The following is a 23,787-nucleotide window of genomic DNA, read 5'->3' as shown; positions in this document are numbered from 1 at the left end:
GGGTGGAGCAACGAATGGAACTGAAAGGATACAAAGTACTCGCGTTTGTCGATGAAGAATTCGAGGATTTGGAAATGTGGTATCCGGTACTCCGGCTGCGCGAAGCGGGAGCGGAGGTTCATTTGGCAGGGCCGAAAGCGAACACGGTTTATCATGGAAAATACGGCGTACCGCTGACAACGGAATATGCGCTGGAAGATGTGAAATCATCGGACTATATAGGATTGTATGTACCAGGAGGCTGGGCGCCCGACAAGCTGCGCCGATATGCCGACGTGCTTCGTCTGACTAGGGAATTTCATGAGGCTGAGAAGCCTATTGCTCATATATGCCATGCAGGCTGGGTGCTCGCTTCCGCGAAAATATGCGCGGGCTACACGATGACATCCACGCCGGGAATCAAGGATGATCTGGAAAATGCGGGAGCGATCTGGGTCGATGAAGAGGTTGTCGTCGACCGGAATATCGTGTCCGGGCGCAGACCGCCGGATTTGCCCGCCTTTACGAAGCAATTCGTCCGCGTGCTGGCCGAATATACGACAAAATAATCGTCGCTTGCGCGAGGGCTGGGAGCTATAGAAATGAGATATGCCGTGCGGTGGCTTCCCTCCATCCTCTGTATGACCGCTATTTTTTACTTATCCAGCAATACAGGGGACGATATGAACGGGTGGCTTAGTGAAATACAACGTTTTTTGCCTTTTATGCAAGGCTTTGATTGGGGCCATTTTGCCGCTTATTTTGTACTGGCGCTTACGTTCGCTTGGGGGATCACGGGCCGAAAGCTGACCTGGGGCATGAAAGCTTTGGTCGTGCTGCTATGTCTGCTCTACGGGGTGACGGACGAATATCATCAATCGTTCGTTCCCGGACGATCGCCCGATCCGCTGGACCTGCGCAATGACGGGATCGGCGCCGCGCTGGCCATGCTGTTTCTGACCATTCCTATCGTCAATAAAACGTTCCGGCAGTGGACCGGTGGTTAATATTGCTATCTTGAAAAGAGCAGGAGTTTGCTCTCCAAAGTAGAATATTTGATACACAGGAAACGAAACGCTCGGATCCGGTCCTAGTGGGATCGCGAGACGGTTTCAAACATCGTGGGATTCGAAAGACAACCAGTCGGGGCCTCTTTCCAAAGAGTGTCTTTTTACTCTGTTCAGAGGCATTGCGGTAACAAGTACTCGCGAAGGTGTTGTCGGTGGGATGAAGGAGTGGTAATGGTTGCAGAAGCAGTGCAAGTGTGGCAGCGCTATGAACATTAAGCTGCGAACGGTCATCTATCAGAACAAAGTGGAAATTGAAAATGTGCCGGTCTTTTCCTGCGAATCGTGCCAGCGCAGCGAAGTATTCGCAGAAGTGAAGCCTGAGCTTACCGGCATTATCGGAAAGCTGGGAAGCTTACCTGAGAAGCAGCAATTATCTTTTCACGAGATCAGCGAAATAGCCCACCTGATGAAAAAGGTGACGGAGAAGCAGTATGCTGCAGATCCCGTGGAAAAAATCGTGGAGGATCGGATTAACGAGCTTCTCGATCTTTTGCTGCTCGCACAATCGTTACATGACGAGACATGGCAGGCCGACATTCAAAAAAGGCTGGGCCAAATCGCGAAGCATTCGCTGTCCGTCAATGATTTGGCGTAACGTACGACAAAGAAAATGAGAAGAGTAGATGTAACTCAAACAGGTCTTATACACACATTATAGGCTCGTTTTGACAAGCTAACTGCGCTGCAGTTGGCTTTTTTTGCATTTTTTGATACTATAAATGTAGGAACGTGGCGTATTCGTTGCGTTTAACCGTATTTTGTCGTATGATAGGGCTTAATAGCAGATGATCGAAGCATTATACATTTTAATATATTGGAGAGAATGACCGTGACTGTAACCATTTATGATGTAGCCAGAGAAGCAGGCGTTTCCATGGCAACCGTTTCACGGGTTGTCAATAACAATCCCAATGTGAAGCCGCAGACGCGAAAAAAGGTTTTCGAAGCGATCGAACGCCTCGGATACCGTCCTAATGCCGTTGCCAGAGGCTTGGCGAGCAAGAAGACCACGACGGTCGGAGTTGTCATTCCCGACATTTCGAATTCCATTTTCTCTGAAGTTGCCAGAGGAATCGAAGATATTGCCAATATGTACCATTACAATATTATCTTGAGTAACGCGGATAAGAAGAAAGAGAAGGAAATTCGCGTTATCAACACCTTGCTGGAGAAGCAAGTGGATGGTTTGCTGTTTATGGGCGGCGTTGTAACGGACGAGCATATTCAAGCATTCAAAACGTCGGCTGTACCTATCGTTCTGTGCGCGACGACCGATGAGAAGAATACGATCGCATCCGTTGACATCGACCATGAGAAGGCGGCATTCGACGCGGTAAACGTGCTGATCGAGCAGGGACACCGCAACATCGCGATGATTTCGGGGACGCTGCAGGATCCTGCCAACGGATTTTCCCGTTACCAAGGATACAAGAAGGCGCTCGAAGCGGCTGGCATTCCGGTCCGTGAAGAATATGTCCGCATCGGTAACTACCGGTACGAATCCGGCCTCGAAGTGACCAAGCATTTCCTCGAGCTGAGCGATCGCCCTACCGCTATTTTCGCGGCAACCGACGAAATGGCTATCGGTGCCATTCACACGCTGCAGGATAACGGGCTGAAGGTTCCTGACGACATGTCGGTAATCAGCGTCGACAACATCCGGATGGCGTCGATGGTACGGCCTCAGCTTACTACAGTGGCTATGCCGATGTACGATATCGGAGCGGTATCGATGCGCCTCTTGACGAAGCTGATGAACAAAGAAACCAAAGATGCATCGGAGCAAATGCAGGTTGTTTTACCGCATGAGGTCATTCATAGAAACTCGGTGGCTCATCGTTAATGAGCCACTTTCTTTTGTGAGGGCCCAAGAGAGGCTTCTATGGCAGGAAGCTGTACATATACGGCGATCCAGTGAGGGTCGATTCGATGGTTATTTAATCCGATGCCTTTTTCATAGGAGGAACGAAGTTGTCTTACAAAAAAATCGGCGTGATTGGCGCGATGAAAGAAGAAATTGAACAATTTTTGCAGCACATGGAGCAGGTGCAGGTAACGGAAAAGGCCAAAGTGCAGTTCAGGGAGGGCCTGTTTCACGGCAAATCGATCGTACTATGTAAATCCGGTGTAGGGAAAGTGAATGCGGCGGTGACCACCCAGGTTCTGATCGACACGTTCGGAGTCGATGCGATCATCTTTACGGGAGTAGCCGGAGCTGTAGATCCGGAGCTTAACGTAGGGGATATTGTCGTGTCGTCGGAGTCCATGCAGCATGATATGGATGTGACTGCTCTTGGATTTCCGCTCGGTACGATTCCGTACGAGGAGACATCCTTGTTTGCTTCCGACGAGTCTCTGCGGCAATTGGCCGTTAATGCGAGCGCAGAGCTGTTTGACGGCCGCGTGAAGGTCGGCAGAGTATTGTCCGGCGACCAGTTTATCGCAAGCCGCGAGACTGTCTCCAGGCTCTATAGCGAGCTGCAGGGGGCGTGCACGGAGATGGAGGGAGCGGCCGTTGCACAAGTATGCGCCATGAACAGTATCCCGCATGTAATTATTCGTTCCATGTCTGATAAAGCGGATGGGTCCGCGCATGTCAATTTTGCCGAATTTACTGTGCAAGCATCCGAGAATTCTTATCGGATCGTCGAGCATATGTTGAAGCATCTGTAGAATTTAGAAGGAGAGAACAATCATGACAGTAACAATGGATCAAGTAGTTGCGCTAGCGAAGCATAGAGGCTTTATTTTCCCGGGTTCCGAAATTTACGGAGGCTTGGCCAATACATGGGATTACGGTCCTTTGGGTGTAGAGCTCAAAAACAATATCAAACGCGCATGGTGGAAAAAATTCATCCAGCAATCGCCATACAACGTAGGTTTGGATGCCGCGATTTTGATGAATCCGCAAGCTTGGGTTGCTTCCGGCCACGTCGGCAACTTCAACGATCCTATGATCGACTGTAAGAAATGTAAATCCCGTCACCGTGCGGACAAAATCATAGAGAATGCGTTGAACGAAAAGGGCATCGAGATCGTAGTGGACGGCATGACCTTCGATCAGATGATGGATTTGATCAAGGAGCATAACATCGTATGTCCGGATTGCGGCGCTTTCGATTACACCGACATCCGCCAGTTCAACCTGATGTTCAAGACGTTCCAGGGTGTAACGGAATCGAGCGCGAATGTAGTGTATATGCGTCCGGAGACGGCTCAAGGGATTTTCGTCAACTTCAAGAACGTGCAGCGGACCATGAGAAAGAAGCTGCCGTTCGGTATCGGCCAAATCGGCAAAAGCTTCCGTAACGAGATTACACCTGGTAACTTTACGTTCCGTACCCGCGAGTTCGAGCAAATGGAGCTGGAATTTTTCTGCAAACCGGGCGAGGACCTGCAATGGTTCGAATATTGGAGAAATTTCTGCTTCCAATGGCTGATGAGTCTCGGCTTGAAAGAAGCTAGTATCCGTCTTCGCGACCATTCCGATGATGAGCTGTCCCACTACAGCAACGCAACGACAGATATTGAATTCAAATTCCCATTCGGCTGGGGCGAGCTATGGGGCATCGCAGACCGTACGGATTACGATTTGAAGCAGCATATGGAGCATTCCGGCGAAGATTTCAATTATATCGACCAGGAATCGAACGAGCGCTACATTCCTTACTGCATCGAGCCGTCTCTTGGAGCGGACCGCGTAACGCTGGCGTTCCTGATCGACGCGTATGAGGAGCAACAGCTCGAAGGCGACGACAGCCGTACTGTGCTGCGTTTCCATCCGGCGCTTGCACCGATCAAGGCAGCCATCTTCCCGCTTTCCAAAAAGCTGGCTGAAGGCGCGCAAAAAATCTTCGAAGACTTGTCTAAGGACTTCATGGTCGATTATGACGATGCAGGCTCGATCGGTAAAAGATACCGCCGTCACGATGAAATCGGTACGCCTTTCTGCATCACGTACGACTTCGAATCCGAGCAGGACGGCCAAGTTACGGTACGTCACCGCGACACGATGGAGCAAACCCGGATGCCGATCAGCGAGCTGAAAGCATTCATTGAACAAAACATTCAATTTTAAGTAAGATTAAAGTTCGCACTCACAGGGTGCGGGCTTTTTTTTGTTGAAAGCAGTGTAGCTTTGTTTGGCGAGTTCAGGGTTCCCGGTGGTCAGCCCCTCCGGCAGCATTTGTTTTCGGGGACACATTTAGTTATAGCTTTCTATTGGGATTTTCACAAAAGCATAGGAGGCGGATGAGATCCTAGAGGAGAACCCGGCCTTCCCTCACTATTTGGTGAAGTTTGTGTAAACTGAATTTTCCCCCCAGTCTACGGTTGAATGCTCGTGTAACTATGGTGTCGAGATGGATGCTAGAAGATGCGGGCAGGGCATGGGAGGATGAAAGATGGAATTTGTAGAGGAGGAAGGAAGGGGAGATGAAGCATTGTGAGGCTGATGGGATTAGGATGAAAAAGTTAACGGCCCGTTAGCAGGGCCGTTCGCGGTTGTTTTAAGGCAAGTACAGCATCGCCAGCTCCTTCGTCTGGCGATTCTTGGCAGTGACCTCCTGGCGCCGCGGCATCGGCGCCCAGTCTTTGCCGTCGAGCCACGTGGTCGGCAGCTCGACCGGGCTGTGGAGCTGCCACTGCGACAGCCACGCGAGAGGCAGCTCCATGTCCTGCTCGCGCTCGAGCTGGGCGACCATAGGGTGGTCGCTCATCTCGAGCCAGAGCAGGCTCCAGGCGCGCGGTACAACGCGCCAGAAGTCGTACCCGCCGCCGCCAAGCGCCACCCAGCGCCCACCGCTGTATTGGTGGGCCAGGCGGTGGATCAGGCGCGGCATCGCCTTGTAAATGTCCATGGAGCAATGGACATGGGACAATGGATCGTAAGCATGGGCGTCGCATCCATGCTGCGATACGATAAGGTCCGGCTGAAAATGCACCGCGACCCGGTCCAGAACTTCCTCGAGACATTCCAGCCAGGAGTCGTCTTCCGTATACGGCTCGACTGGAATGTTAATACAGGTGCCGAACGCGGTGCCTTCGCCGCGCTCGTTCACCGCACCGGTACCGGGAAACAAATATTTCCCGGTCTCATGGATCGACAGCGTGCATACGTCGGGTTCGCTGTAGAAGCTCCATTGGACACCGTCCCCGTGGTGCACGTCCGTATCGATATACAGAACGCGGGCGCCGTAACGGTGTCTCGCATGCTGGATTGCTACGGAGGCGTCGTTGTAGATGCAAAAGCCCGCGGCCTTGTTACGCAATGCATGATGAAGCCCGCCGCCGAGATGGAGGGCATGCTCGGTTTGTCCGCTCATGACTTCGTCGACGGCTTTGACCGAGCCTCCTACGAGCAGCGAGGTAATCTCATGCATACGTGGAAAGTAAGGCGTATCCTCGGAATCGAAGCCATATTTCTCAACGCGGTTAAGCCACTCTTCTTCAGGCTGGTCTTGACTAAGCGCTTTCACCGCTTCGATATAATCGGTACTGTGAACGGCTAGAAGCTGTTCATCGGTTGCATGCTGAGGAGCACGGACCGCCGATTCCGGCAGTGCCCCCAGCTTGCGCAGCAGGTCGACCGTCAAGCGAAGCCGCTCCTGGTTAAAAGGATGATCGGCCTGAAAACGGTAGCCGGTTTCTCGTTCATCATATATGAATAAAGATGATGTAGTCATATGTTCCGCCCCCATGGCTCGTTCCTCTACTGTCCTATGTACCGTGATAGAGGTTAATGAATTTGCAACGTCGTTTAATACATGAACCGCTGCCGAAAACGAACGCGGTCGAACTGCTCAACCGAAGATAGCGGCACGTGCTTGCCGATTCGAACCATAAGGCAATTGGCAGGATGAGAGCAAATTTCGGGATCGTCCGTAGCGAACCAGACCATATCGACGCTCTTCATCAGCTTCTCCATCAGCTTACGGTAATCCCATACGTTAAGCCCGCTTTTTTCCAGATCCCAATGCCAATAATATTCTGTAGCGAAAACAATTGCATTCTCCAATTGATCTTGTTCGAACGCAAGCTGGATCATATGCTTTCCGAGACTGCAGCCCCGGTAATCGTCAGCGACCTCGATAGCTCCCAGCTCGATCAAATCCTCCATGTTGCCTTCCGACCACCGTTCCATTTCATCAGGGTAATGGAAGGTGACATAGCCGACGATCTGATCATCCAGCCGGGAGATAATGATCCGGCCTTCCGGGAGCTCTGCTATTTCAATCAGAGCTTCGAATTGCTCCTTGGGACGGCGAAACGCATCCAGATCGGGATGCATCCGGTACGATTTCAATTGTTCAGGAGGCACAGGGCCTTCCACTGTAATCTGCGAATCGCGATAGGGTACGCGACGGGAATGATAAATTTTGTAATGCTCCATTTGCAAGTTGTCTCCCTTCTTGCGGATCAAGCGGAGTGAGTCCGGTTTAACGACAGGTTGGTTTTGCGCACCCATGCTTGTAGTTACTATATCAAAAATAAGAGATCAATAAAAGAAATAGTCGAAAAATTGAGACTGTGGTATAATACCTGATGAAGCAAAACCATCGATCTTACTTATGAATGAAAGCGTTTCAATGAAAATGGAAAAATGTTCATTTTAGGAGGTAGCAGAATGGATCACGCAAATAAAGAAATTATTGAAGCCGTATCTACAACAGCGAATATGAAAAATTACGAGGAAGAGCGCGCCCATTTCAGCTGGGAAGCTATCGAGAAGCAATTCTCCTGGTCTTCTACCGGAAAAGTGAACATGGCTTACGAAGCGATCGACCGCCATGCGGAATCCGCCGAGAGACGCGATAAAATTGCATTATACTACAGTGATGACAAGCGGGACGAGAGCTACACATATGAGCAAATGAAGCTTCAATCCAACCGCTTCGGTAATGTCCTCCGCAAGCTGGGCATCGGCAAGGGAGATCGCGTGTTTATCTTCATGCCAAGAACTCCGGAGCTGTACTTTTCTTTAATCGGTTCCCTCAAGGTGGGCGCAGTGGTTGGTCCTCTCTTCGAGGCATTCATGGAGACCGCCGTTAAGGACCGTCTACAGGATAGCGGAGCGGTAGCCATCATTACGACGCCCTCGCAGGTATCCCGTGTTCCGGTTGCGGAGCTGCCCGAATTGAAGCATGTGATTCTTGTCGGCGAGGATATTCAGTTATCCGAAGGACAGATCGACTTCCATCAGGAAATGGCTCAAGCCTCCGATCAACTCGACATCGAATGGGTGGACCGCGAAGACGGAATGCTGATTCATTATACATCCGGTTCGACCGGAAAACCGAAGGGCGTATTCCATGTCCATAACGCGATGCTGCAGCATTTTTATACAGGACGCATCGTGCTGGATTTGCAGGACAACGATGTTTACTGGTGTACAGCGGACCCGGGTTGGGTAACCGGTACTTCTTACGGTATTTTTGCACCTTGGCTGAACGGCGCAACGAATGTCATCCGAGGCGGAAGATTCAGCCCTCAGGATTGGTATCGGACGCTGGAGAAGTACGGCGTATCCGTCTGGTACAGCGCTCCAACGGCGTTCCGCATGCTCATGGGTGCAGGAGACGATGTGTCGAAGCAGTTCAATCTGTCCTCACTTCGTCATGTGCTTAGCGTAGGTGAGCCTCTTAACCCTGAAGTCGTACGTTGGGGATTAAAGGTATATAATCAGCGGATCCACGATACATGGTGGATGACGGAAACCGGCGGACAGTTAATCTGTAACTATCCTGCTATGGCAATTCGTCCTGGTTCCATGGGCAAGCCGATCCCTGGTGTAGAAGCGGCTATCGTCGACGATGCAGGCAACATTTTGCCGCCGTACCGTATGGGCAACCTGGCGATCAAGACGCCTTGGCCGTCCATGATGCGCAAGATTTGGAACAACCCGGCGAAGTACGAGGAGTACTTCCGTATTCAAGGCTGGTATATCTCCGGCGACTCCGCTTATGCTGACGAAGACGGCTACTTCTGGTTCCAAGGACGGATCGATGACGTCATCAATACGGCCGGCGAGCGGGTAGGTCCGTTTGAAGTCGAGAGCAAGCTTGTAGAGCATCCGGCCGTTGCCGAAGCAGGCGTAATCGGGAAGCCGGATCCTATGCGCGGCGAAATTATTAAAGCGTTTATCGCTTTGCGTGAAGGCTTTGAGCCGTCCGAGGAGCTGAAAGCGGACATTGCCAAATTCGTAAAAGTCGGCTTATCGGCGCATGCAGCGCCAAGAGAAATTGAATTCAAGGATAAGCTTCCTAAAACCCGCAGCGGTAAAATTATGCGCCGCGTATTGAAGGCTTGGGAATTGAACCTGCCAACAGGTGACCTTTCCACCATTGAGGACTAATCAGCATTTGTTGTATAGCTTATAGAAACAAGACACCCTGCAAGGAATCGGCTCTCAGGCCTTCCCTGCAGGGTGTTTTTTTGTTATCAAATTCAGAATTTTTAACTTTCCGAGGTCATCGGATGTGAAATTTCTATTTGGCTATAAAACTACCTCTAACGAGGTCGCTCCTCCGTGGAAGGACCTCGTTAGAGGTTTTTCTTACTTTTTGTAGTGTACCGGTGCGGACAATTTGGATTCGCCCAGCTCGTTCACTGCCGATATCTTGTAGTAGCCGTCGTATTCGGCGGCAAAATAACGGAATTCCGTGCCGTTAAGCACGTTACCCAGCTTTTTGTAGTTTCCGTTTTCCTTATCGCTGTAATAGATGCTGTATTGCTTTACTTTATCCTTATCCGGATTCGCCTTCCACTGCATCATAAGGCTGTTTCCGTTAGCTTTAATCGTAAGCCCGGAAGGTGCGGCAGGTACCTCCTTGGCCGGTCCGGAAGGCGTCGAGCCTCCTGGTTTCGTTTCGTTATTATCGTTCTTGTCCTTGGAATTGCCTTGACTGCCCGTGTTATTGCCATCCGCCAAGGCCAGGAGATCCATGCTGGTACCGTCCGTATAAGCCCCTTTGCTTGGAGCGGATTCTTTGCCCGCCACGTCGACAGCAGTAACATAATAGCCAACGGGACTAGTGGCCGTCGTCGAGTCCGTAAATTTCGTTTCCTGCCCAGCCAGGATAACCTTGCCGTTCACACGCTGGAATCCGCCGTTATTAACGGAGCGGTAAAGCCTGTAACCGACGACATCGGCACTTCCGCTGGCCTGGAACGTAATAACGCTGTTGCCTTCCGAGTGGGTGGCTACAACCGTTGTAGGTGCCGCAGGCGGATTGCCGTCATCCGTTCTTGGATCCGTCTCGGAAGGCGCGTCTTCGTCATAATCCGTTGGCCGGTATTTTGCCAGCGGCTGACGGCGGTCCTCAGGAATTTTCGAAATGATGCCCTGAAGCTCCTTCATAATGCTTGTCAGCGATTTCTCGCGCTTGATTACGGTTTTCTCCTGAACGAAGTCTGCCGGTGTTGTGGATTGGGCAATGTAATTGATTCCGTTGTACGACACGATAGGGAGCTTAACCATCACATTGTCTTCCTCAGTCGGAATCGCTTTTTTGTTGAACAAATCGGTAACCAGCTTGCCGGCTTTGGTTGTAGCTTCGCTTGGCAGCTTGCCAGACAGACTGGATACGGTCATCTCCACGATATTCTCCGGACGCTTAAATTCTTTGGTCGGGAAATAGTCCGGCTTTTTATTAATCGCCGCATCCATGGACAGAGCCCAAATATCTTTGGCCCGGTTCGTACCGCCCGTCTTCTTGCTCAGCTTGTGAACAGGCGAATCGTAACCGATCCAGACACCTAACGTAACGTCCGGTGTATACCCCATAAACCAGGCGTCCGCATCGTCCTGAGTGGAGCCGGTTTTCCCTACGATAGGCATTTTGCCATAATGCTTGAACTTGCTCATCAGGTCCGTAGCCGTCCCCGCAGTAATAACGGTACGCATCATATCCGACATCAGGTAGGCGGTTTGCTCGGAGAACAGCGTCTCCGGCTTGAGCTCATGCTCGTAGACCGTTTTGCCGTTGGAATCCGTAATTTTACGAATCAGATAAGCGTCGTTATGTATCCCTTTGTTCCCGATGGCCGAATACGCGCTGGTCAATTCCTTGACGGAAACCCCGTACCGCAAGCCGCCGATAACTCCGGTCTGCGCAACATAATCCTCTTTGGTAATGGTCGTGATGCCCAGCTTCTTGGCGAAGTCCCAAGCTTCCTTAATTCCGACTACGTCCAGGAACAGCTTGATCGCCGGAATGTTATAGGACTGGTTCAATGCTCTGCGGGCCGTAACCAGGCCGTGGTATTGATCATCCCAGTTTTCCGGGATATGGTAGCCTACCTTCGTGCCGTCCTTCAAAATGACCGGGACGTCGTCGATAATCGATGCCGGCTGGATGGCGCCTTTCTCGATAGCCGGTACGTAAGCCGCTATAGGCTTCATCGTAGAGCCCGGCTGGCGGTATGCCTGCGTCGCATGGTTGAGCTGCTCCTTGAAGAAGTCCCGCCCTTCGATCATCCCGAGAATGGCTCCGGTTTTACTCTCCATCATAACGGCGCCGACTTGCTCGATCCCTTTGGTCGGGTCATCGGGAGTGAAGTTCTTAGGATTCTCCGCAATCTCATGCATCGAATCGTAAATGTCCTTGTCGATGGTCGTATAAATATGATAACCGCCGCGGTTCATTTGCGCCTGCACGTTTTTCAAAGCTTCGTTGTATGCATCCGTATTTGGCTGTTCAGCCGTTTTAGGGTCTTGCACCTTCAGCAGCGTCTTGGCGGCTTCCTTCTCAACCTCCAGCATCAGATAAGGGTAGGTGGAGTAAGCCTTCTTCGCAGGCTCCGCCAAAGAAGCTCGCAAGTCAAAGTTCATGGCCTCATTGTACTGCTCCTGATTAATGCGACCTTCCTCCAGCATGCGCCGTAACACTAGCTGCTGCCGGTTTACGGCTCGTTTGAAAGCCGCTCCGTCGAATTGCCCTTTGCTCGTGAAGGTCGAGTAGTTGCTCGGCTGCTGCGGCAATCCTGCCAAGTACGCGGCTTGTGCAATGTTCAGCTCTTTTAGATCGCTAATGTTAAAAATGCCTTTTGCCGCAGCTTTGATTCCGTACAGATTGTAGCCGGACGAGCCGTTTCCGTAAGGGATCTTGTTCAAGTAGGCGAGAAGGATCTCATCTTTAGACATTAGCCGTTCCATCCTCATGGCGAGGAAGATTTCTTTGGCTTTCCTGCTGTCCTCTTTGTCCAGAGATAAGAACACACGGCGAGCCAGCTGCTGGGTAATCGTGCTGCCTCCGGTTTGAATGTCTTCTCTCAACAGCTTTTGGACGACGGCGCGTGCCAAGCCTTTGAAGTCGATCCCGTGATGCTCGTAAAAGTTATTATCCTCGATGGCAAATACGGCATCCAGGAGCTGCTGCGGAATTTCGCTCAGCTCGGCCATCCGGCGGTCTTCCTCCGATCGAAGCTGCCCAATGACGCTATCGTCATTGAAGTAGACGAAGCCGGTAATCGCATTCTCCTGTACTTGGGTAACCATCGATTCCTTGCTCCGTACAGGGTCCTCCTTTACAAGTGCAGAAACATAGCCGAATGCGGCTCCCCCGCCAAGAAACCCGGCGATAACGCAACCGATGAATGTCCATTTCAAAGTAATGAGCGTATATTTACCTATGTTCCATAATACTTTTTTGACCTTATTGCTATTTTTCTCCATCTCCATACCGATAAAAATCCTCCCGATTTTGGAAAACATACGTAGTTCATTATAGCATAAAGGCGGAAACCGTGAACACAAACGAAAAGAAGAATAAGTGACATAACGTTTGACAACCGCAATCGCTTGTGATATAACATGGTTTAACCGAATATTGCAAATGCTATGATGGATTTGGCGGTCGATGGGTGGAACCCTTGACACTGCTGCAGTAGAATAAGGTATCAAGCTCCCAGAGAGCCGATGGTGGTGCGAATCGGCAGTTGACCTTCATTCGAATTACCGTCCGGAGCAGGGGAGGGGAACGTGCAAAATGCTGGAGCTAAGTACCTAGGTACAGTAGTCGCCCGCAATAGTCTCGCACAAGTAGCTTCCTGCCGGGTCTGACCCGTTATCGTTATCAAAGTGAAAGCCTTGCCGCGCAATCACAGTCTCCGCTTGCAATATTACAGACTACAGATTTCGTTTTGGCAGCTTTAATTAGGGTGGTACCGCGAGCAACAGCCTTCTCGTCCCTTTGTGGATGAGAGGGCTTTTTTTAATTTTCCAATTAAAGAAGGGAGTCGGCTCGAACATGAACATTTTACAAGAATTGCAGTACAGAGGATTAATTCATCAATTGACGGATGAAGAAGGATTGGCCAAGAAGCTCGAAGAGGATAGGGTCGTCTTGTATGCCGGCTTCGATCCGACGGCTGACAGTCTTCATATCGGCCATTTGCTGCCGATCCTGTGCTTGAAGCGGTTCCAGATGGCGGGACACCTGCCGATCGCTCTCGTAGGCGGAGGAACCGGGATGATCGGGGACCCAAGCGGCCGTTCGACGGAACGCTCCTTGAACACTCAAGACGTGGTGGAGCTATGGACCGAGAAGCTGAAGAATCAGCTGTCGCGTTTTCTCGATTTCGATCATAGCGAGAATCCGGCCCGGATGGCGAACAATTACAACTGGCTGAGCGAGCTGAACATTATCTCGTTCCTGCGGGATGTCGGCAAATATTTCTCCGTTAACTACATGCTGGCCAAAGACAGCGTAGATTCCCGTCTGGCGAATGGAATCTCGTTTACCGAGTTTACTTACATGATCTTACAAGCATACGACTTCTTTAGAATGAACAGCGATATTAATTGCTCACTGCAAGTCGGAGGTAGCGACCAGTGGGGGAATATTACGGCAGGTCTCGATTTGATCGGCAAAACGACAGGAAACAAGGCGTTCGGCTTAACGATGCCTCTTGTGACCAAGAGCGACGGCTCGAAATTCGGTAAAACGGCCGGTGGCGCAGTATGGCTCGATGCGGACAAAACGTCTCCGTACCAGTTCTACCAGTTCTGGATCAATACGCACGACAATGACGTAGTAAAATTCCTGAAATACTTTACATTCCTAACGCCGGAAGAGATCGGCAAGCTGGAGGAGCAGGTTCAGGCGAGTCCGGAAAAACGCGAAGCGCAGCGTGTTCTCGCACGTGAAGTGACGGAGCTTGTACACGGCAAGGAAGCGACTCTGAGCGCGATCAAAATATCGGAAGTGCTGTTCAGCGGCAATGTGGACATACTGACGGGCCGCGAGATCGAGGATGCATTCCAGGACGTTCCTTCTACGGAAATTACAGCCGAAACTACGCTGATCGATTTGCTGGTTGCCGTGAAGGCGGTACCGTCGAAGCGTCAAGCCAAGCAGGATATCGAGAGCGGCGCCGTATCGCTTAACGGCAGCAAAGTGACGGAGCTGGACAAGGTGATTCGTCCTGAGGACGGATTGGAAGGCAAGTACATCGTTATTCGCCGCGGCAAGCGCAATTACTTCCTGGCCAAATTCGTATAAGGTTTCAAAAGAGAAGAGCTTATTCGCCGCTCGACACGGAGCGGGAACAAGCTCTTCTTTTTGCAAATCGAAGGGGACCTGCTGTTCCAAGGGGGATGAGGGCAAATATTAAGTATAATAAAAAACTGCCCTCCACATAAGTGAAGGACAGTTTTGAGTAACCAAATTCAAAAATTAACGGCTGTAGAACTCGACGATTTGCTTCTCGTCGATTTCTTGAGGCAATTCGGAACGCTCAGGAAGACGAGTGTATTTACCTTCTACAGCAGCGTCATTGTACTCCAGGTAAGCTGGCAAGTAGTTGCGGTTTGCCAAAGCTTCTTTAACGGAAGACAAGCCGCGGCTTCTTTCACGAAGACCGATTACGTCGCTAGTGCTCACGAGGTAAGAAGCGATGTCCACTTTTTTACCGTTAACAGTAACGTGACCATGGGATACCAATTGACGAGCGCCTGCACGGGAGTTAGCAAAGCCAAGACGGTAAACCAGGTTGTCCAAACGGCTTTCCAACAAGATCATGAAGTTTTCACCCGCGATACCTTGTTGTTTGGTAGCTTTGTCAAACAGGTTGCGGAATTGTTTTTCGTTCACTCCATACATATGGCGAAGCTTTTGTTTCTCTTGCAATTGAATGCCGTAACCGCTCATTTTTTTGCGTTGTCCCGGACCGTGTTGTCCTGGAGGGAATGGGCGCTTCAATTCTTTTCCTGTGCCGCTAAGGGAAATACCCAAACGACGGCTAAGTTTAAATTTAGGACCTGTGTAGCGTGACATGTATAATGAGCTCCTTTGTTAAATAGAATGGTGGGTGGTTTCCTCGGGTGAAACATATGCTCGATTTTGTTTAAAGCCTGAAGCGTTCGGCCCCGGCACCTGACAAGAATCTCAGCCGCTGTCTTGTCAGCAACAAAATCAGTGAGGGTGACACATGCTTCCACCATAAACGCGAATCCTGTATCGGGAACACGCTTATCTCGACTTCTTATTCTAAAGGAAATTACCTACCAATGTCAAGTGGCTCAACGGTTTTTATCGATTATGCAACAACCTCATATGCATTGTGGAAAAGCACCTGAAAAGTGGTACAATAAATGAATGTAGAAGGAGGAATGCTCTTTGGCCGAATGGAATGTCCGTCATTTGTCCGAGCTCCTGCAATCATGGGGAATATGGGGGCATCTGGCGGGAGGGCTGCTGGCTTTTTTGCAGACGGTCTTTCCGATTGTCCCCTTTGTCGTCATTGCAGGCGCCAATGTACTCATATTCGGTTTATGGGCCGGGTTCGTCGTCAATTATGCGATGGCCGTTCTGGGCTCCATATGTTTGTTTTGGGTTGCCCGTCATTATGCGGGGGGGTGGGTAGAGAAAAAGCTGGAACAATACGCTTACATTAAGAAATTCAATTCCAAGCTTGAACAAAACGGATTTCTTTACATAGCGATCTCGAGGGTGATTCCCGTACTGCCCTCCTTCGGGATTAGTTTGGCAGCGGCGGTTATGAAAGTGAGAACCCGAGATTTTGTGCTCGGCACTGTGGTGGGGAAGCTTCCGATGATCCTCTTGGAATCGATGCTCGGACACGATCTGCTGTATTTTCATCAGTACAAGCGCAGACTGCTGCTGTTGGTGCTCATTTTCGTCATTCTGCTAATCATCGGTAATATTTATAAGAAGAAATGGTTCGACAACGGAAACAATAAGGTATCCTAAACGACAAAGGAGAAGAGATTATGCGCGATCCACGTTTGCAGCAGCTAGCAAAAAATATTGTAGGCTATTCATTGGATGTTCAAGCCGGAGAAAAGGTGCTGATCGAAATTATCGGCTCCGAGTGGGAGATTGCCAAATGCCTTGTGGAGGAAGTGTACGCCCGCGGCGGACAGCCTTTTGTCGAGCTTGTGGAGCCGTCCGTTCGAAGCGCATTGCTTCAGCAGGCTACGAAAGAGCAGATGGAGCATTGGGCTGCAATGGACCTGAAGCGGATGCAGGATATGAACTGCTATGTAGCGATCCGCGGCGGCTCCAACGTGAGCGAGATGTCCGATGTCCCGGAAGCCCAAATGAAGCTGTACGAAACTTATTACAGCAAACCGGTTCATCTGGAGCAGCGTGTAAAAAGAACCCGCTGGGTTGTGCTGCGCTACCCAAGTCCGTCGATGGCTCAGCTGGCCAATATGAGCACGGCCAAGTTCGAGGATTTTTACTTTGACGTATGCAATCTCGATTACGCTAAAATGGCTGACGCCATGACACCGCTGCAGGACCTTATGAATCGTACCGATCGTGTGAGAATCGTCTCGCCTGGAACCGATATCCAGTTTTCCATTAAAGGAATCGGCTCCGTCAAATGCTGCGGCAGACGCAACATTCCCGACGGGGAAGTGTACACTGCGCCGGTCCGCGATTCCGTCAACGGGGTCATCAGCTACAACACGCCTTCCGTGAAGTCGGGCATTACGTTCGAGAACATTACGTTCCGGTTTGAGAACGGCAAAATTGTCGAAGCGACCTCCAACAATACGGAGCGTTTGAATAAAATTCTGGATTCGGATGAAGGGGCGCGCTATATCGGCGAGTTCAGCCTGGGCTTCAATCCGCATATTTCCACTCCGATGAAAGATACGCTGTTTGACGAGAAGATCGACGGCAGCCTGCACTTTACACCGGGCCAAGCCTATGAGCAGGCGGACAACGGCAACCGTTCTTCCGTGCATTGGGATTTGGTGCTCATTCAGCGTCCGGAGTACGGCGGGGGCGAAATTTATTTCGACGACGTATTGATCCGTAAGGATGGACGATTTGTGATACCGGAGCTGGAAGGGCTGAACCCGGAACATTTGAAATAGTAGTTGCGTGTTATTCCTTTCCAATGTATCATGAAAAAGAAAGCGATTTATCTTTTTTCAATGTTATGTTATTGATCGCATGGAGGGATTAAATATGTCAAGTGCCAACAACGCCGCAATTGTAGAGATTTCACAAACAGCGAACAAATTCAGATCGTCCATTGTATTGCAGTATGATAACAAGTATATCGATGTGAAGAGCATCCTTGGCTTGTTCACTACCTTGCTGACTAGCAGCAACTACGATCTGCACGTTCATGGTCCTGACGCTGAGGAAGCCAAGAAAGCTATGGCGGAAGTGTTCGCCAAGCACAATCTGCAAATCAACAGTATCCAAGACTAAAAGCGAGACATAACGGTATTTTCGTCCTTGGCGAAAATGCCGTTTTTTTGTTACCACATAGGAAGATGTAATGGAATTCCGTATCAAAATATCGGCCGTCTGTCGACAGAAACGATCATTCCCTTGGGGATTAAAGGAAATATGGACAACAGCTACCCGCTCTCTTGTTTCTTGAGGCAATATCGACTAATATTAAGCTATGAACTCGTACGTACAGGGGGGGAAAAGCTTGATGTCATCATCCGATTTGTTACTTAGCCTGTCTCAGAAAGCACTTCATCTTCTTCAGGAAGATGCAGATAAAATTGAAAAGCTCATCGAAGTACAGATGGAGAACTTAACTACCCGTAAATGTCCTCTGTATGAAGAGGTATTAGATACACAGATGTATGGGTTATCCAGAGAGATCGATTTTGCCATTAGGGCTGAGCTGATATCAGATCAGGTAGGCAAGCAGATTCTGGTTAAGCTCGAACGCAATTTGGCTGAGCTATATGAAGCATTGAACATGAAAAAGTAGCCTTCCATTTGGAGGCTACTTTTTTCTTGCAGCTAAATGTATGTATATAAGGCGACCGGGTGCTAAACGAGGAAAAAGGCGATGCCGAGAATACAGTATACAACCAGCAGCAGAACCCCTTCGAACCAATTGGTCGTGCCGTCTTGAGAGATCGACTTCGCAATGATGGCGGCAACGCCTATGGCTACAAGCTCGAAGGTGGTGAATACGATGTTCATCGTCTGACCGAAGAGAAGAGATATAAGGACAAGCACCGGTCCTACGAACAGGGCAATCTGTAAGCTGCTTCCGACAGCGATTTCTACGGCTGCGCCGATCCGGTTTTTTCTGGCAAGCATAACCGCTGCGCTATGTTCAGCCGCATTGCCGATGATGGCGATCAGAAAGGCCCCGACGAACAGCTCCGATAGGCCGAATTTGTGGGTGATGCTCTCCAATGTGCCGACCAGCCACTCGCTCTCGAACGCTACCATGACCGTAGCGATAATCAGGAACAGAATCGAAGTTCCTTTGGACCAAGCCGGCTCCCCGTGCTCGACTGCTTCGTCGGCAAGCTCGTTTTTATGGGTAACCATAGAGAATAGCAGCCACAGCAAGTAGGCCACAATCAGAATGATGGCGACTAGGATGCTCAGGTTTGCCGTTTCCGAGGTCGTCAAGCTTTGAGCGAAGGCTGCAGGAATGAACAAAGCTATCACAGCCAGCAGCATCAAGGACCCGTTATGTCCGGCAAGCTTGATGTTAAAGGTTTGCTCCTTATATTTCAATCCTCCGATGAACAAGCTGAGTCCAAGGACAAGCAGCAAGTTGCCGATGATCGAACCGGTGATACTTGCCTTCACTACGTCGAACATGCCGTCTTTGACCAGGAAGATCGCAATGATCAGCTCCGCCGCATTACCGAACGTCGCATTCAAAAATCCGCCCAGCCGTTCACCCGCATAATGGGCGACGCTTTCCGTAGCTTTTCCGAGAAAGCCTGCGACAAACAAAATGGCTATACAGGATATGATGAACTGCACGGTGGAGGATACCAGGCCGGAATAGTGAGCGATAGCGCTTAGAACGAAGCTCACGACCAGCCCGATGGAAAACATGCTTTTCAAAACGATCACCTCTTATGGTAGAGTATACCTAAATGAACAAAACCTATTCTACTATACCCATTTTTTAGGATGATGTAAACTTATTCCTTTTAAGGAGGCTGACTGTATTATGGATTTGATGCTCAAAGGAAAAACCGCGGTAGTTACCGCGTCCAGCAAAGGCTTGGGACGGGCTATAGCCGAGCAATTGGCGGCGGAAGGAGCGAATTTGCTGCTGTGCAGCCGAAGCGAGCGGGCAATTGCGGAAGCGGCCGAAACGATTCGCGCGCAATACGGCGTCAAGGTTGAATCGATGGCGGTGGATGTGAGCAATGCGGACGATATTGCGAAGCTGATTCAATTCGCTACCAAGCGGTTTGATCGTGTGGATGCGCTCGTGTGTAATGCGGGAGGCCCGCCGAGCGGGAGCTTTTTATCATTCGACGATGCAGCGTGGGAGAAGGCGTTCTTCGGCAATATGATGAGCGTAGTCAGGCTCATTCGCGGGTTCCATCCGCACTTGGCGGCCCAAGGCGGCAGAATCGTCACGATTGCGTCCACCTCCGTCAAGACGCCGATCCCCGGACTCGTCCTGTCGAATACGTTCCGTACGGGCGTTGTCGGTTTAATGAAGACGTTGTCGATGGAATTTGCGCAAGACGGCATTTTGCTGAATACGGTATGTCCGGGTCGGATTATGACGGATCGGCTTGTCGAGCTTGATTCGCTAAGAGCGGAACGGGAGAATACTACAATAGAAGAAGTGCAGCAGGCGCTCCGCAAGGACATCCCGCTCGGACGGTACGGCCAGCCGAGCGAGCTGGCAACCATTGCCGCCTATTTGCTGTCGCCGCTGAACAGCTACATGACCGGGTCGGTATTCCATGTGGACGGCGGTGCCGTAAAATCGCTGTAGACGTGAAAGGTAAGTCCGTTTTCGGACAAGTTGCTTTCCACTTGGGAAGTCATTACAATGGAACTATAACCCATTAAGGAGTGATCCGTATGTCCGAAGAAATTCAATCAGGTCTTATTCGCATTTCAGATGATGTCGTTTCGACAATCGCAGGATTAGCTGCGTTGGAGACTCCTGGGATCGCCGCGATGTCGGGAGGCATTTCCGAAGGTTTGGCCAAACGGCTTAGCGGCAAAAACGTACAAAAAGGTGTTTCTGTCGAAGTAGGTCAGGTGGAAGCAGCTATTGATTTGCGGGTCATTGTCCACTACGGAAGCAAAATTCAGGAAGTTTGCCGCGATTTGCAGCTCAACGTTCGCGATGCGGTTGAGAATATGACCGGTCTCTCCGTAGTCGAAGTCAATGTCAAAGTGGAAGGCGTCGCATTCCGCGAGGAAGAGGCTGTCGTAGCGGAAGATCCGCAGCGCGTAAAATAGACGAGAATGTCGAACTAGCCTTACTACATACGCAAACAAAAATAAAGAGAGCCGGTTCAGGCTCTCTTTTTCGTTGACGTTTCTTTATCCGGCTTATTATGTTCTCGCGATAAGCTGAGTAAAATTCCGATGCTGATCAACGTAACTAGCATGGAGGATCCTCCGTAGCTGATCAGCGGAAGTGTTACGCCGGTGAGCGGGATGCTGCCGGTTACGCCGCCGAGATTGATTAAGGCCTGAATACTGATCATTCCGATGATGCCTACGCCGGCAAGCGTTCCGAAGCGGTCGTCGCATCGTACGGCAACCGTCAATCCTCGCCATAAGAAGGCCAGGTAGATGATGATAAACAGGGAAGCCCCGACAAATCCGAGCTCCTCGCCAATAATGGCGAAGATGAAGTCATTATGAGCCTCGGGCAAATAATGCAGCTTTTGGATGCCTTGTCCGAAGCCGGCGCCGGAAAATCCTCCGTGTCCGAACGCGTACAGCGATTGGATCAGATGATACCCGGTACCTTCCGGATCCGCCCACGGGTTCATGAACGACTTGAACCGGTCGATTCGGTAGCTTTCTCCGCCCTTACTGATCACATAAACTGTAATAATGACGGAAAGCATACCGGCCGCTGCTAGCGTAAGATTAAAAATATGCTTTAGTCTCGCGCCGCTGACAACAATAATAGTAGCAGAGCATAGCAGCAATATCATGGTCGAACCGAGATCGGGCTGCAGCATAATGAGCGCGCATATGAAGCCGACGATAAGCAAGGCTGGGAGAAGCCCTTTCTTAAAATCCTCGATCCGTTCGTCTTTCTTGGATATAAGCGAGGCAAGATACAAAATAACCGAAAGCTTGGCAAACTCGGCGGGCTGTATACCGAACCCGGCGATAATAAACCAGCTTTTGGCACCGTTTACTTCATTGCCTATAATGGGAACGAGCAGGAGCATGATGACCACAACGACAAACATAGGCCGAACCCAGTTTTTCAGCTTGCGGAAATCAATGTTCATACAAAAAAACATGGCTATAGTACCCAATGCAATGGATATAGCCTGACGAATAACCAAATACGATGGATCGTTGAACGCAATCTTCGTCTTCGGGTCAATGCGTACATATCCCATACTCGCGCTGAATACCATAGCCAATCCGAAACATACTAGCGAAAACGTTAAAAAAAGCAGCAAAAAATCCGGCGTTCCTCTGCGCGGGGGAGTCATGATGACCTCCGCTTATTCGGACAATTCGGTTTTCAGCTGGGCAAGCTTTTGCTGCGCGATTTTCATAATGGAATCTGGAATCGAAGACTGATAGTCCAGACCGTGAGGGAATGTCGCAACCCCGATGTAAAGGTCTTCTATGTAAAGAATAGCGTAAGGCGATTCCAGCTTGCCGGATTCTACGCGGGTGTTCATGCGCAAGAAATATTCCTTACCGTTGCCTTCAATTTTCAGGTCGTAAGTGGCACGATAGTATTCCCACTGCCAACGAACAAAACCAAGCTTTGCCGTTGCTTCATCTAAATGGGCAAGATCGCTTTTAAGCCCTTTTAATCCGCTGTTTTCAATAATCACTAGTAAAGCCCTCCTAGAAAGTCAAGTACATCAATTCTAATTCTTTATTCATGATAGTATGTTTCCCAGAGTTGTGCAAGCCTAATGCAAAATGTCCAAGCGAACTCGCAACAAAAATTTGAAATTCTTGTGACACATGGATGAAACAAAGCCGGGCATTTGGTAAAATGAAAAATAAGCTGAAAAAGAAAGAAAAAACCGGAGGTAATAGCGTATGGAAACCTTATTGGAGAAGGTGGATCTGTTATATCCGGAAATGGTGGGCTGGCGCAGATATTTGCACCAGCATCCGGAGCTGTCCTATCACGAGAAGGAGACAGCCGCGTATGTAGCCAAGCATTTGCAGGAATGGGGGATCGAGGTCCGTACCGGAGTCGGCGGCAACGGGGTTGTCGGACGGCTGCATGGTAATGGAGACGGGCCAACGGTCGCCTTGCGTGCCGATATGGATGCTTTGCCGATTCAAGACGAGAAGCAATGCGAGTTTTCTTCGAAGGTATCCGGCGTTATGCATGCATGCGGGCATGATGCGCATACGGCGACACTGCTCGGCGTCGCCAAAATTATGGCCGAGCATCGCGACAAGCTGAAAGGAGATGTGGTGTTTTTGTTCCAGCACGCGGAGGAGCTGTCTCCGGGCGGTGCGAACAGCATGATTCAGGATGGAGCGCTGGATGATGTCGATTACGTATACGGCATCCACCTGTGGACGCCATTTCCTGTGGGAACGGCTTATTGCAAGGCGGGGCCGATTATGGCCGCGGCGGACGAATTCGAGATCGTGGTCAAAGGAAAAGGCGGCCACGGAGGGCTTCCGCACGAGACGGTGGATAGCATTGCAATTGCGTCCCATCTTGTGGTCAATCTGCAGACTATCGTAAGCCGTACCGTCGATCCAACCCAGCCCTGTGTTGTGTCGGTAGGATCGTTTCACAGCGGATCGAGCTTCAATGTCATCGCAGAAAGAGCGATGCTGAACGGAACAGTACGGACGTTCGATCCCGAGCTTAGAATGGAAGTCAAGGCGCGGCTCGAAACAATGGTTGAGCAAACATGCCGAATGCATGGGGCGGACTTCGCGATTGATTATAAGCTAGGCTATCCGCCGGTTATTAATGATGAAGGGGAAGCGGAGCGATTCTTCCGCGCAGGCGCGCATGCGGCAGATGTAAAGCCTTCGCCGCTAATTATGGCGGGAGAGGATTTCGCTTATTACTTGCATCATAAAAAGGGCTGCTTCATGTTCGTAGGCGCGGGAAACGTGGAGCAGGGAATCGTTCATCCGCATCATCACCCGAAATTCGATATCGATGAGGCGTCGATGGCCGTGGCGGCCAAGCTGTTCATCAGCATGGTGTCCGACTGTCAAAAAAGGATGTAATGCCGATATGTGACAGCCTTCAAGGCGCATGGCGAGCAGGGTTTAAGGAGAATCTATGTCTGCGGTGCAAGAGCAGCGGCACCATCCGT

The 23,787-nt window shown here is 50.3% G+C and carries 22 protein-coding genes; 15 read left to right on the top strand and 7 right to left on the bottom strand.

Annotated features, from left to right (window positions below):
- Window positions 1-14: 14 nt before the first annotated feature.
- The 6 genes from ACFQ88_RS13520 (at window position 15) to ACFQ88_RS13495 (ending at window position 5,127) form a co-directional block, all read left to right on the top strand.
- On the top strand, window positions 15-548 hold the full coding sequence (locus tag ACFQ88_RS13520) for a type 1 glutamine amidotransferase domain-containing protein (RefSeq protein ID WP_239626659.1): 534 nt from the start codon (window positions 15-17) through the stop codon (window positions 546-548).
- Between the two features lie 33 nt (window positions 549-581).
- Window positions 582-986: a VanZ family protein gene (locus ACFQ88_RS13515; RefSeq protein ID WP_239626658.1), complete on the top strand. Its 405-nt coding sequence runs from the start codon at window positions 582-584 to the stop codon at window positions 984-986.
- Between the two features lie 238 nt (window positions 987-1,224).
- Window positions 1,225-1,644 (top strand): hypothetical protein, encoded by a 420-nt coding sequence (locus tag ACFQ88_RS13510; RefSeq protein ID WP_239626657.1) that lies wholly within the window; start codon window positions 1,225-1,227, stop codon window positions 1,642-1,644.
- A gap of 234 nt (window positions 1,645-1,878) precedes the next feature.
- A complete protein-coding gene (gene ccpA / locus ACFQ88_RS13505) occupies window positions 1,879-2,892 on the top strand; it encodes a catabolite control protein A (RefSeq protein ID WP_239626656.1) in 1,014 nt (337 codons plus the stop codon).
- A 128-nt stretch (window positions 2,893-3,020) separates the two neighbouring features.
- Window positions 3,021-3,722 (top strand): 5'-methylthioadenosine/adenosylhomocysteine nucleosidase, encoded by a 702-nt coding sequence (locus tag ACFQ88_RS13500; protein WP_379454462.1) that lies wholly within the window; start codon window positions 3,021-3,023, stop codon window positions 3,720-3,722.
- Window positions 3,723-3,744: 22 nt separating this feature from the next.
- Window positions 3,745-5,127, top strand: a complete 1,383-nt coding sequence (locus ACFQ88_RS13495; protein WP_239626654.1) for a glycine--tRNA ligase — start codon at window positions 3,745-3,747, stop codon at window positions 5,125-5,127.
- Window positions 5,128-5,557: 430 nt separating this feature from the next.
- Here ACFQ88_RS13495 and ACFQ88_RS13490 read toward each other — a convergent pair whose 3' ends face one another.
- On the bottom strand, window positions 5,558-6,733 hold the full coding sequence (locus ACFQ88_RS13490; protein WP_379454461.1) for an acetoin utilization protein AcuC: 1,176 nt from the start codon (window positions 6,731-6,733) through the stop codon (window positions 5,558-5,560).
- Window positions 6,734-6,807: 74 nt separating this feature from the next.
- Window positions 6,808-7,440 carry a GNAT family N-acetyltransferase gene (locus ACFQ88_RS13485; protein ID WP_379454460.1) on the bottom strand — a complete coding sequence of 211 codons (633 nt, stop codon included), beginning with the start codon at window positions 7,438-7,440 and terminating at the stop codon, window positions 6,808-6,810.
- A gap of 234 nt (window positions 7,441-7,674) precedes the next feature.
- Here ACFQ88_RS13485 and acsA point away from each other — a divergent pair, with 234 nt between their 5' ends.
- Window positions 7,675-9,402, top strand: coding sequence for an acetate--CoA ligase (gene acsA / locus ACFQ88_RS13480; RefSeq protein ID WP_379454459.1), 1,728 nt, complete (start codon window positions 7,675-7,677; stop codon window positions 9,400-9,402).
- A gap of 201 nt (window positions 9,403-9,603) precedes the next feature.
- Here acsA and ACFQ88_RS13475 read toward each other — a convergent pair whose 3' ends face one another.
- Window positions 9,604-12,729, bottom strand: coding sequence for a transglycosylase domain-containing protein (locus ACFQ88_RS13475; protein WP_379454458.1), 3,126 nt, complete (start codon window positions 12,727-12,729; stop codon window positions 9,604-9,606).
- Between the two features lie 568 nt (window positions 12,730-13,297).
- On the opposite strand from ACFQ88_RS13475, the gene tyrS reads away from it, so the two are divergent.
- A complete protein-coding gene (gene tyrS / locus ACFQ88_RS13470; protein WP_239626649.1) occupies window positions 13,298-14,551 on the top strand; it encodes a tyrosine--tRNA ligase in 1,254 nt (417 codons plus the stop codon).
- A gap of 174 nt (window positions 14,552-14,725) precedes the next feature.
- Here the strand turns inward: tyrS and rpsD are convergent, their stop codons facing one another.
- A complete protein-coding gene (gene rpsD / locus ACFQ88_RS13465) occupies window positions 14,726-15,325 on the bottom strand; it encodes a 30S ribosomal protein S4 (RefSeq protein ID WP_239626647.1) in 600 nt (199 codons plus the stop codon).
- Window positions 15,326-15,667: 342 nt separating this feature from the next.
- On the opposite strand from rpsD, the gene ACFQ88_RS13460 reads away from it, so the two are divergent.
- From ACFQ88_RS13460 to ACFQ88_RS13445, 4 genes are all read left to right on the top strand, one after another.
- Complete coding sequence (locus ACFQ88_RS13460) at window positions 15,668-16,261, top strand: TVP38/TMEM64 family protein (protein WP_239626645.1); 594 nt, start codon at window positions 15,668-15,670, stop codon at window positions 16,259-16,261.
- Between the two features lie 20 nt (window positions 16,262-16,281).
- A complete protein-coding gene (locus ACFQ88_RS13455) occupies window positions 16,282-17,397 on the top strand; it encodes an aminopeptidase (RefSeq protein WP_239626643.1) in 1,116 nt (371 codons plus the stop codon).
- Window positions 17,398-17,491: 94 nt separating this feature from the next.
- Entirely contained in the window at window positions 17,492-17,740 is a 249-nt protein-coding gene (locus ACFQ88_RS13450) for an HPr family phosphocarrier protein (protein WP_094015036.1), read from the top strand.
- A gap of 232 nt (window positions 17,741-17,972) precedes the next feature.
- Complete coding sequence (locus tag ACFQ88_RS13445) at window positions 17,973-18,260, top strand: Fpa/YlaN family protein (protein WP_239626641.1); 288 nt, start codon at window positions 17,973-17,975, stop codon at window positions 18,258-18,260.
- Between the two features lie 62 nt (window positions 18,261-18,322).
- Here the strand turns inward: ACFQ88_RS13445 and cax are convergent, their stop codons facing one another.
- On the bottom strand, window positions 18,323-19,357 hold the full coding sequence (gene cax / locus ACFQ88_RS13440; RefSeq protein ID WP_379454900.1) for a calcium/proton exchanger: 1,035 nt from the start codon (window positions 19,355-19,357) through the stop codon (window positions 18,323-18,325).
- A 118-nt stretch (window positions 19,358-19,475) separates the two neighbouring features.
- Between cax and ACFQ88_RS13435 the strand changes: the two genes are divergently transcribed.
- Both ACFQ88_RS13435 and ACFQ88_RS13430 read left to right on the top strand, forming a co-directional pair.
- Window positions 19,476-20,261 carry an SDR family oxidoreductase gene (locus tag ACFQ88_RS13435; RefSeq protein WP_379454457.1) on the top strand — a complete coding sequence of 262 codons (786 nt, stop codon included), beginning with the start codon at window positions 19,476-19,478 and terminating at the stop codon, window positions 20,259-20,261.
- Between the two features lie 89 nt (window positions 20,262-20,350).
- A complete protein-coding gene (locus tag ACFQ88_RS13430) occupies window positions 20,351-20,737 on the top strand; it encodes an Asp23/Gls24 family envelope stress response protein (RefSeq protein ID WP_239626636.1) in 387 nt (128 codons plus the stop codon).
- A 56-nt stretch (window positions 20,738-20,793) separates the two neighbouring features.
- Here the strand turns inward: ACFQ88_RS13430 and ftsW are convergent, their stop codons facing one another.
- Both ftsW and ACFQ88_RS13420 read right to left on the bottom strand, forming a co-directional pair.
- A complete protein-coding gene (ftsW, locus tag ACFQ88_RS13425) occupies window positions 20,794-21,963 on the bottom strand; it encodes a putative lipid II flippase FtsW (RefSeq protein WP_239626634.1) in 1,170 nt (389 codons plus the stop codon).
- A gap of 12 nt (window positions 21,964-21,975) precedes the next feature.
- Entirely contained in the window at window positions 21,976-22,317 is a 342-nt protein-coding gene (locus ACFQ88_RS13420) for a YugN family protein (protein ID WP_239626632.1), read from the bottom strand.
- Window positions 22,318-22,531: 214 nt separating this feature from the next.
- Here ACFQ88_RS13420 and ACFQ88_RS13415 point away from each other — a divergent pair, with 214 nt between their 5' ends.
- Complete coding sequence (locus ACFQ88_RS13415; RefSeq protein WP_379454456.1) at window positions 22,532-23,698, top strand: amidohydrolase; 1,167 nt, start codon at window positions 22,532-22,534, stop codon at window positions 23,696-23,698.
- Window positions 23,699-23,787 lie beyond the last annotated feature (89 nt).

The sequence above is a fragment of the Paenibacillus sp. NPDC056579 genome, from assembly GCF_042793215.1.
Taxonomy (GTDB): Bacteria; Bacillota; Bacilli; order Paenibacillales; family NBRC-103111; genus Paenibacillus_S.
The sequence above is the reverse complement of the archived record's forward strand: the minus strand, read 5'-3'. Positions and strand labels throughout refer to the sequence as shown.

Excerpts from the sequence above, each read along its gene's own strand:
- rpsD (WP_239626647.1), bottom strand. The coding sequence starts at position 15,325 with ATGTCACGCTACACAGGTCCTAAATTTAAACTTAGCCGTCGTTTGGGT.
- ACFQ88_RS13415 (WP_379454456.1), top strand. The coding sequence starts at position 22,532 with ATGGAAACCTTATTGGAGAAGGTGGATCTGTTATATCCGGAAATGGTG.
- ACFQ88_RS13475 (WP_379454458.1), bottom strand. The coding sequence starts at position 12,729 with ATGGAGATGGAGAAAAATAGCAATAAGGTCAAAAAAGTATTATGGAAC.
- cax (WP_379454900.1), bottom strand. The coding sequence starts at position 19,357 with ATGTTTTCCATCGGGCTGGTCGTGAGCTTCGTTCTAAGCGCTATCGCT.
- ACFQ88_RS13430 (WP_239626636.1), top strand. The coding sequence starts at position 20,351 with ATGTCCGAAGAAATTCAATCAGGTCTTATTCGCATTTCAGATGATGTC.
- ACFQ88_RS13520 (WP_239626659.1), top strand. The coding sequence starts at position 15 with ATGGAACTGAAAGGATACAAAGTACTCGCGTTTGTCGATGAAGAATTC.
- ftsW (WP_239626634.1), bottom strand. The coding sequence starts at position 21,963 with ATGACTCCCCCGCGCAGAGGAACGCCGGATTTTTTGCTGCTTTTTTTA.
- ACFQ88_RS13490 (WP_379454461.1), bottom strand. The coding sequence starts at position 6,733 with ATGACTACATCATCTTTATTCATATATGATGAACGAGAAACCGGCTAC.
- ACFQ88_RS13495 (WP_239626654.1), top strand. The coding sequence starts at position 3,745 with ATGACAGTAACAATGGATCAAGTAGTTGCGCTAGCGAAGCATAGAGGC.
- ACFQ88_RS13450 (WP_094015036.1), top strand. The coding sequence starts at position 17,492 with ATGTCAAGTGCCAACAACGCCGCAATTGTAGAGATTTCACAAACAGCG.
- ACFQ88_RS13485 (WP_379454460.1), bottom strand. The coding sequence starts at position 7,440 with ATGGAGCATTACAAAATTTATCATTCCCGTCGCGTACCCTATCGCGAT.
- ACFQ88_RS13445 (WP_239626641.1), top strand. The coding sequence starts at position 17,973 with ATGTCATCATCCGATTTGTTACTTAGCCTGTCTCAGAAAGCACTTCAT.
- ACFQ88_RS13515 (WP_239626658.1), top strand. The coding sequence starts at position 582 with ATGAGATATGCCGTGCGGTGGCTTCCCTCCATCCTCTGTATGACCGCT.
- ACFQ88_RS13455 (WP_239626643.1), top strand. The coding sequence starts at position 16,282 with ATGCGCGATCCACGTTTGCAGCAGCTAGCAAAAAATATTGTAGGCTAT.
- tyrS (WP_239626649.1), top strand. The coding sequence starts at position 13,298 with ATGAACATTTTACAAGAATTGCAGTACAGAGGATTAATTCATCAATTG.
- ACFQ88_RS13435 (WP_379454457.1), top strand. The coding sequence starts at position 19,476 with ATGGATTTGATGCTCAAAGGAAAAACCGCGGTAGTTACCGCGTCCAGC.
- acsA (WP_379454459.1), top strand. The coding sequence starts at position 7,675 with ATGGATCACGCAAATAAAGAAATTATTGAAGCCGTATCTACAACAGCG.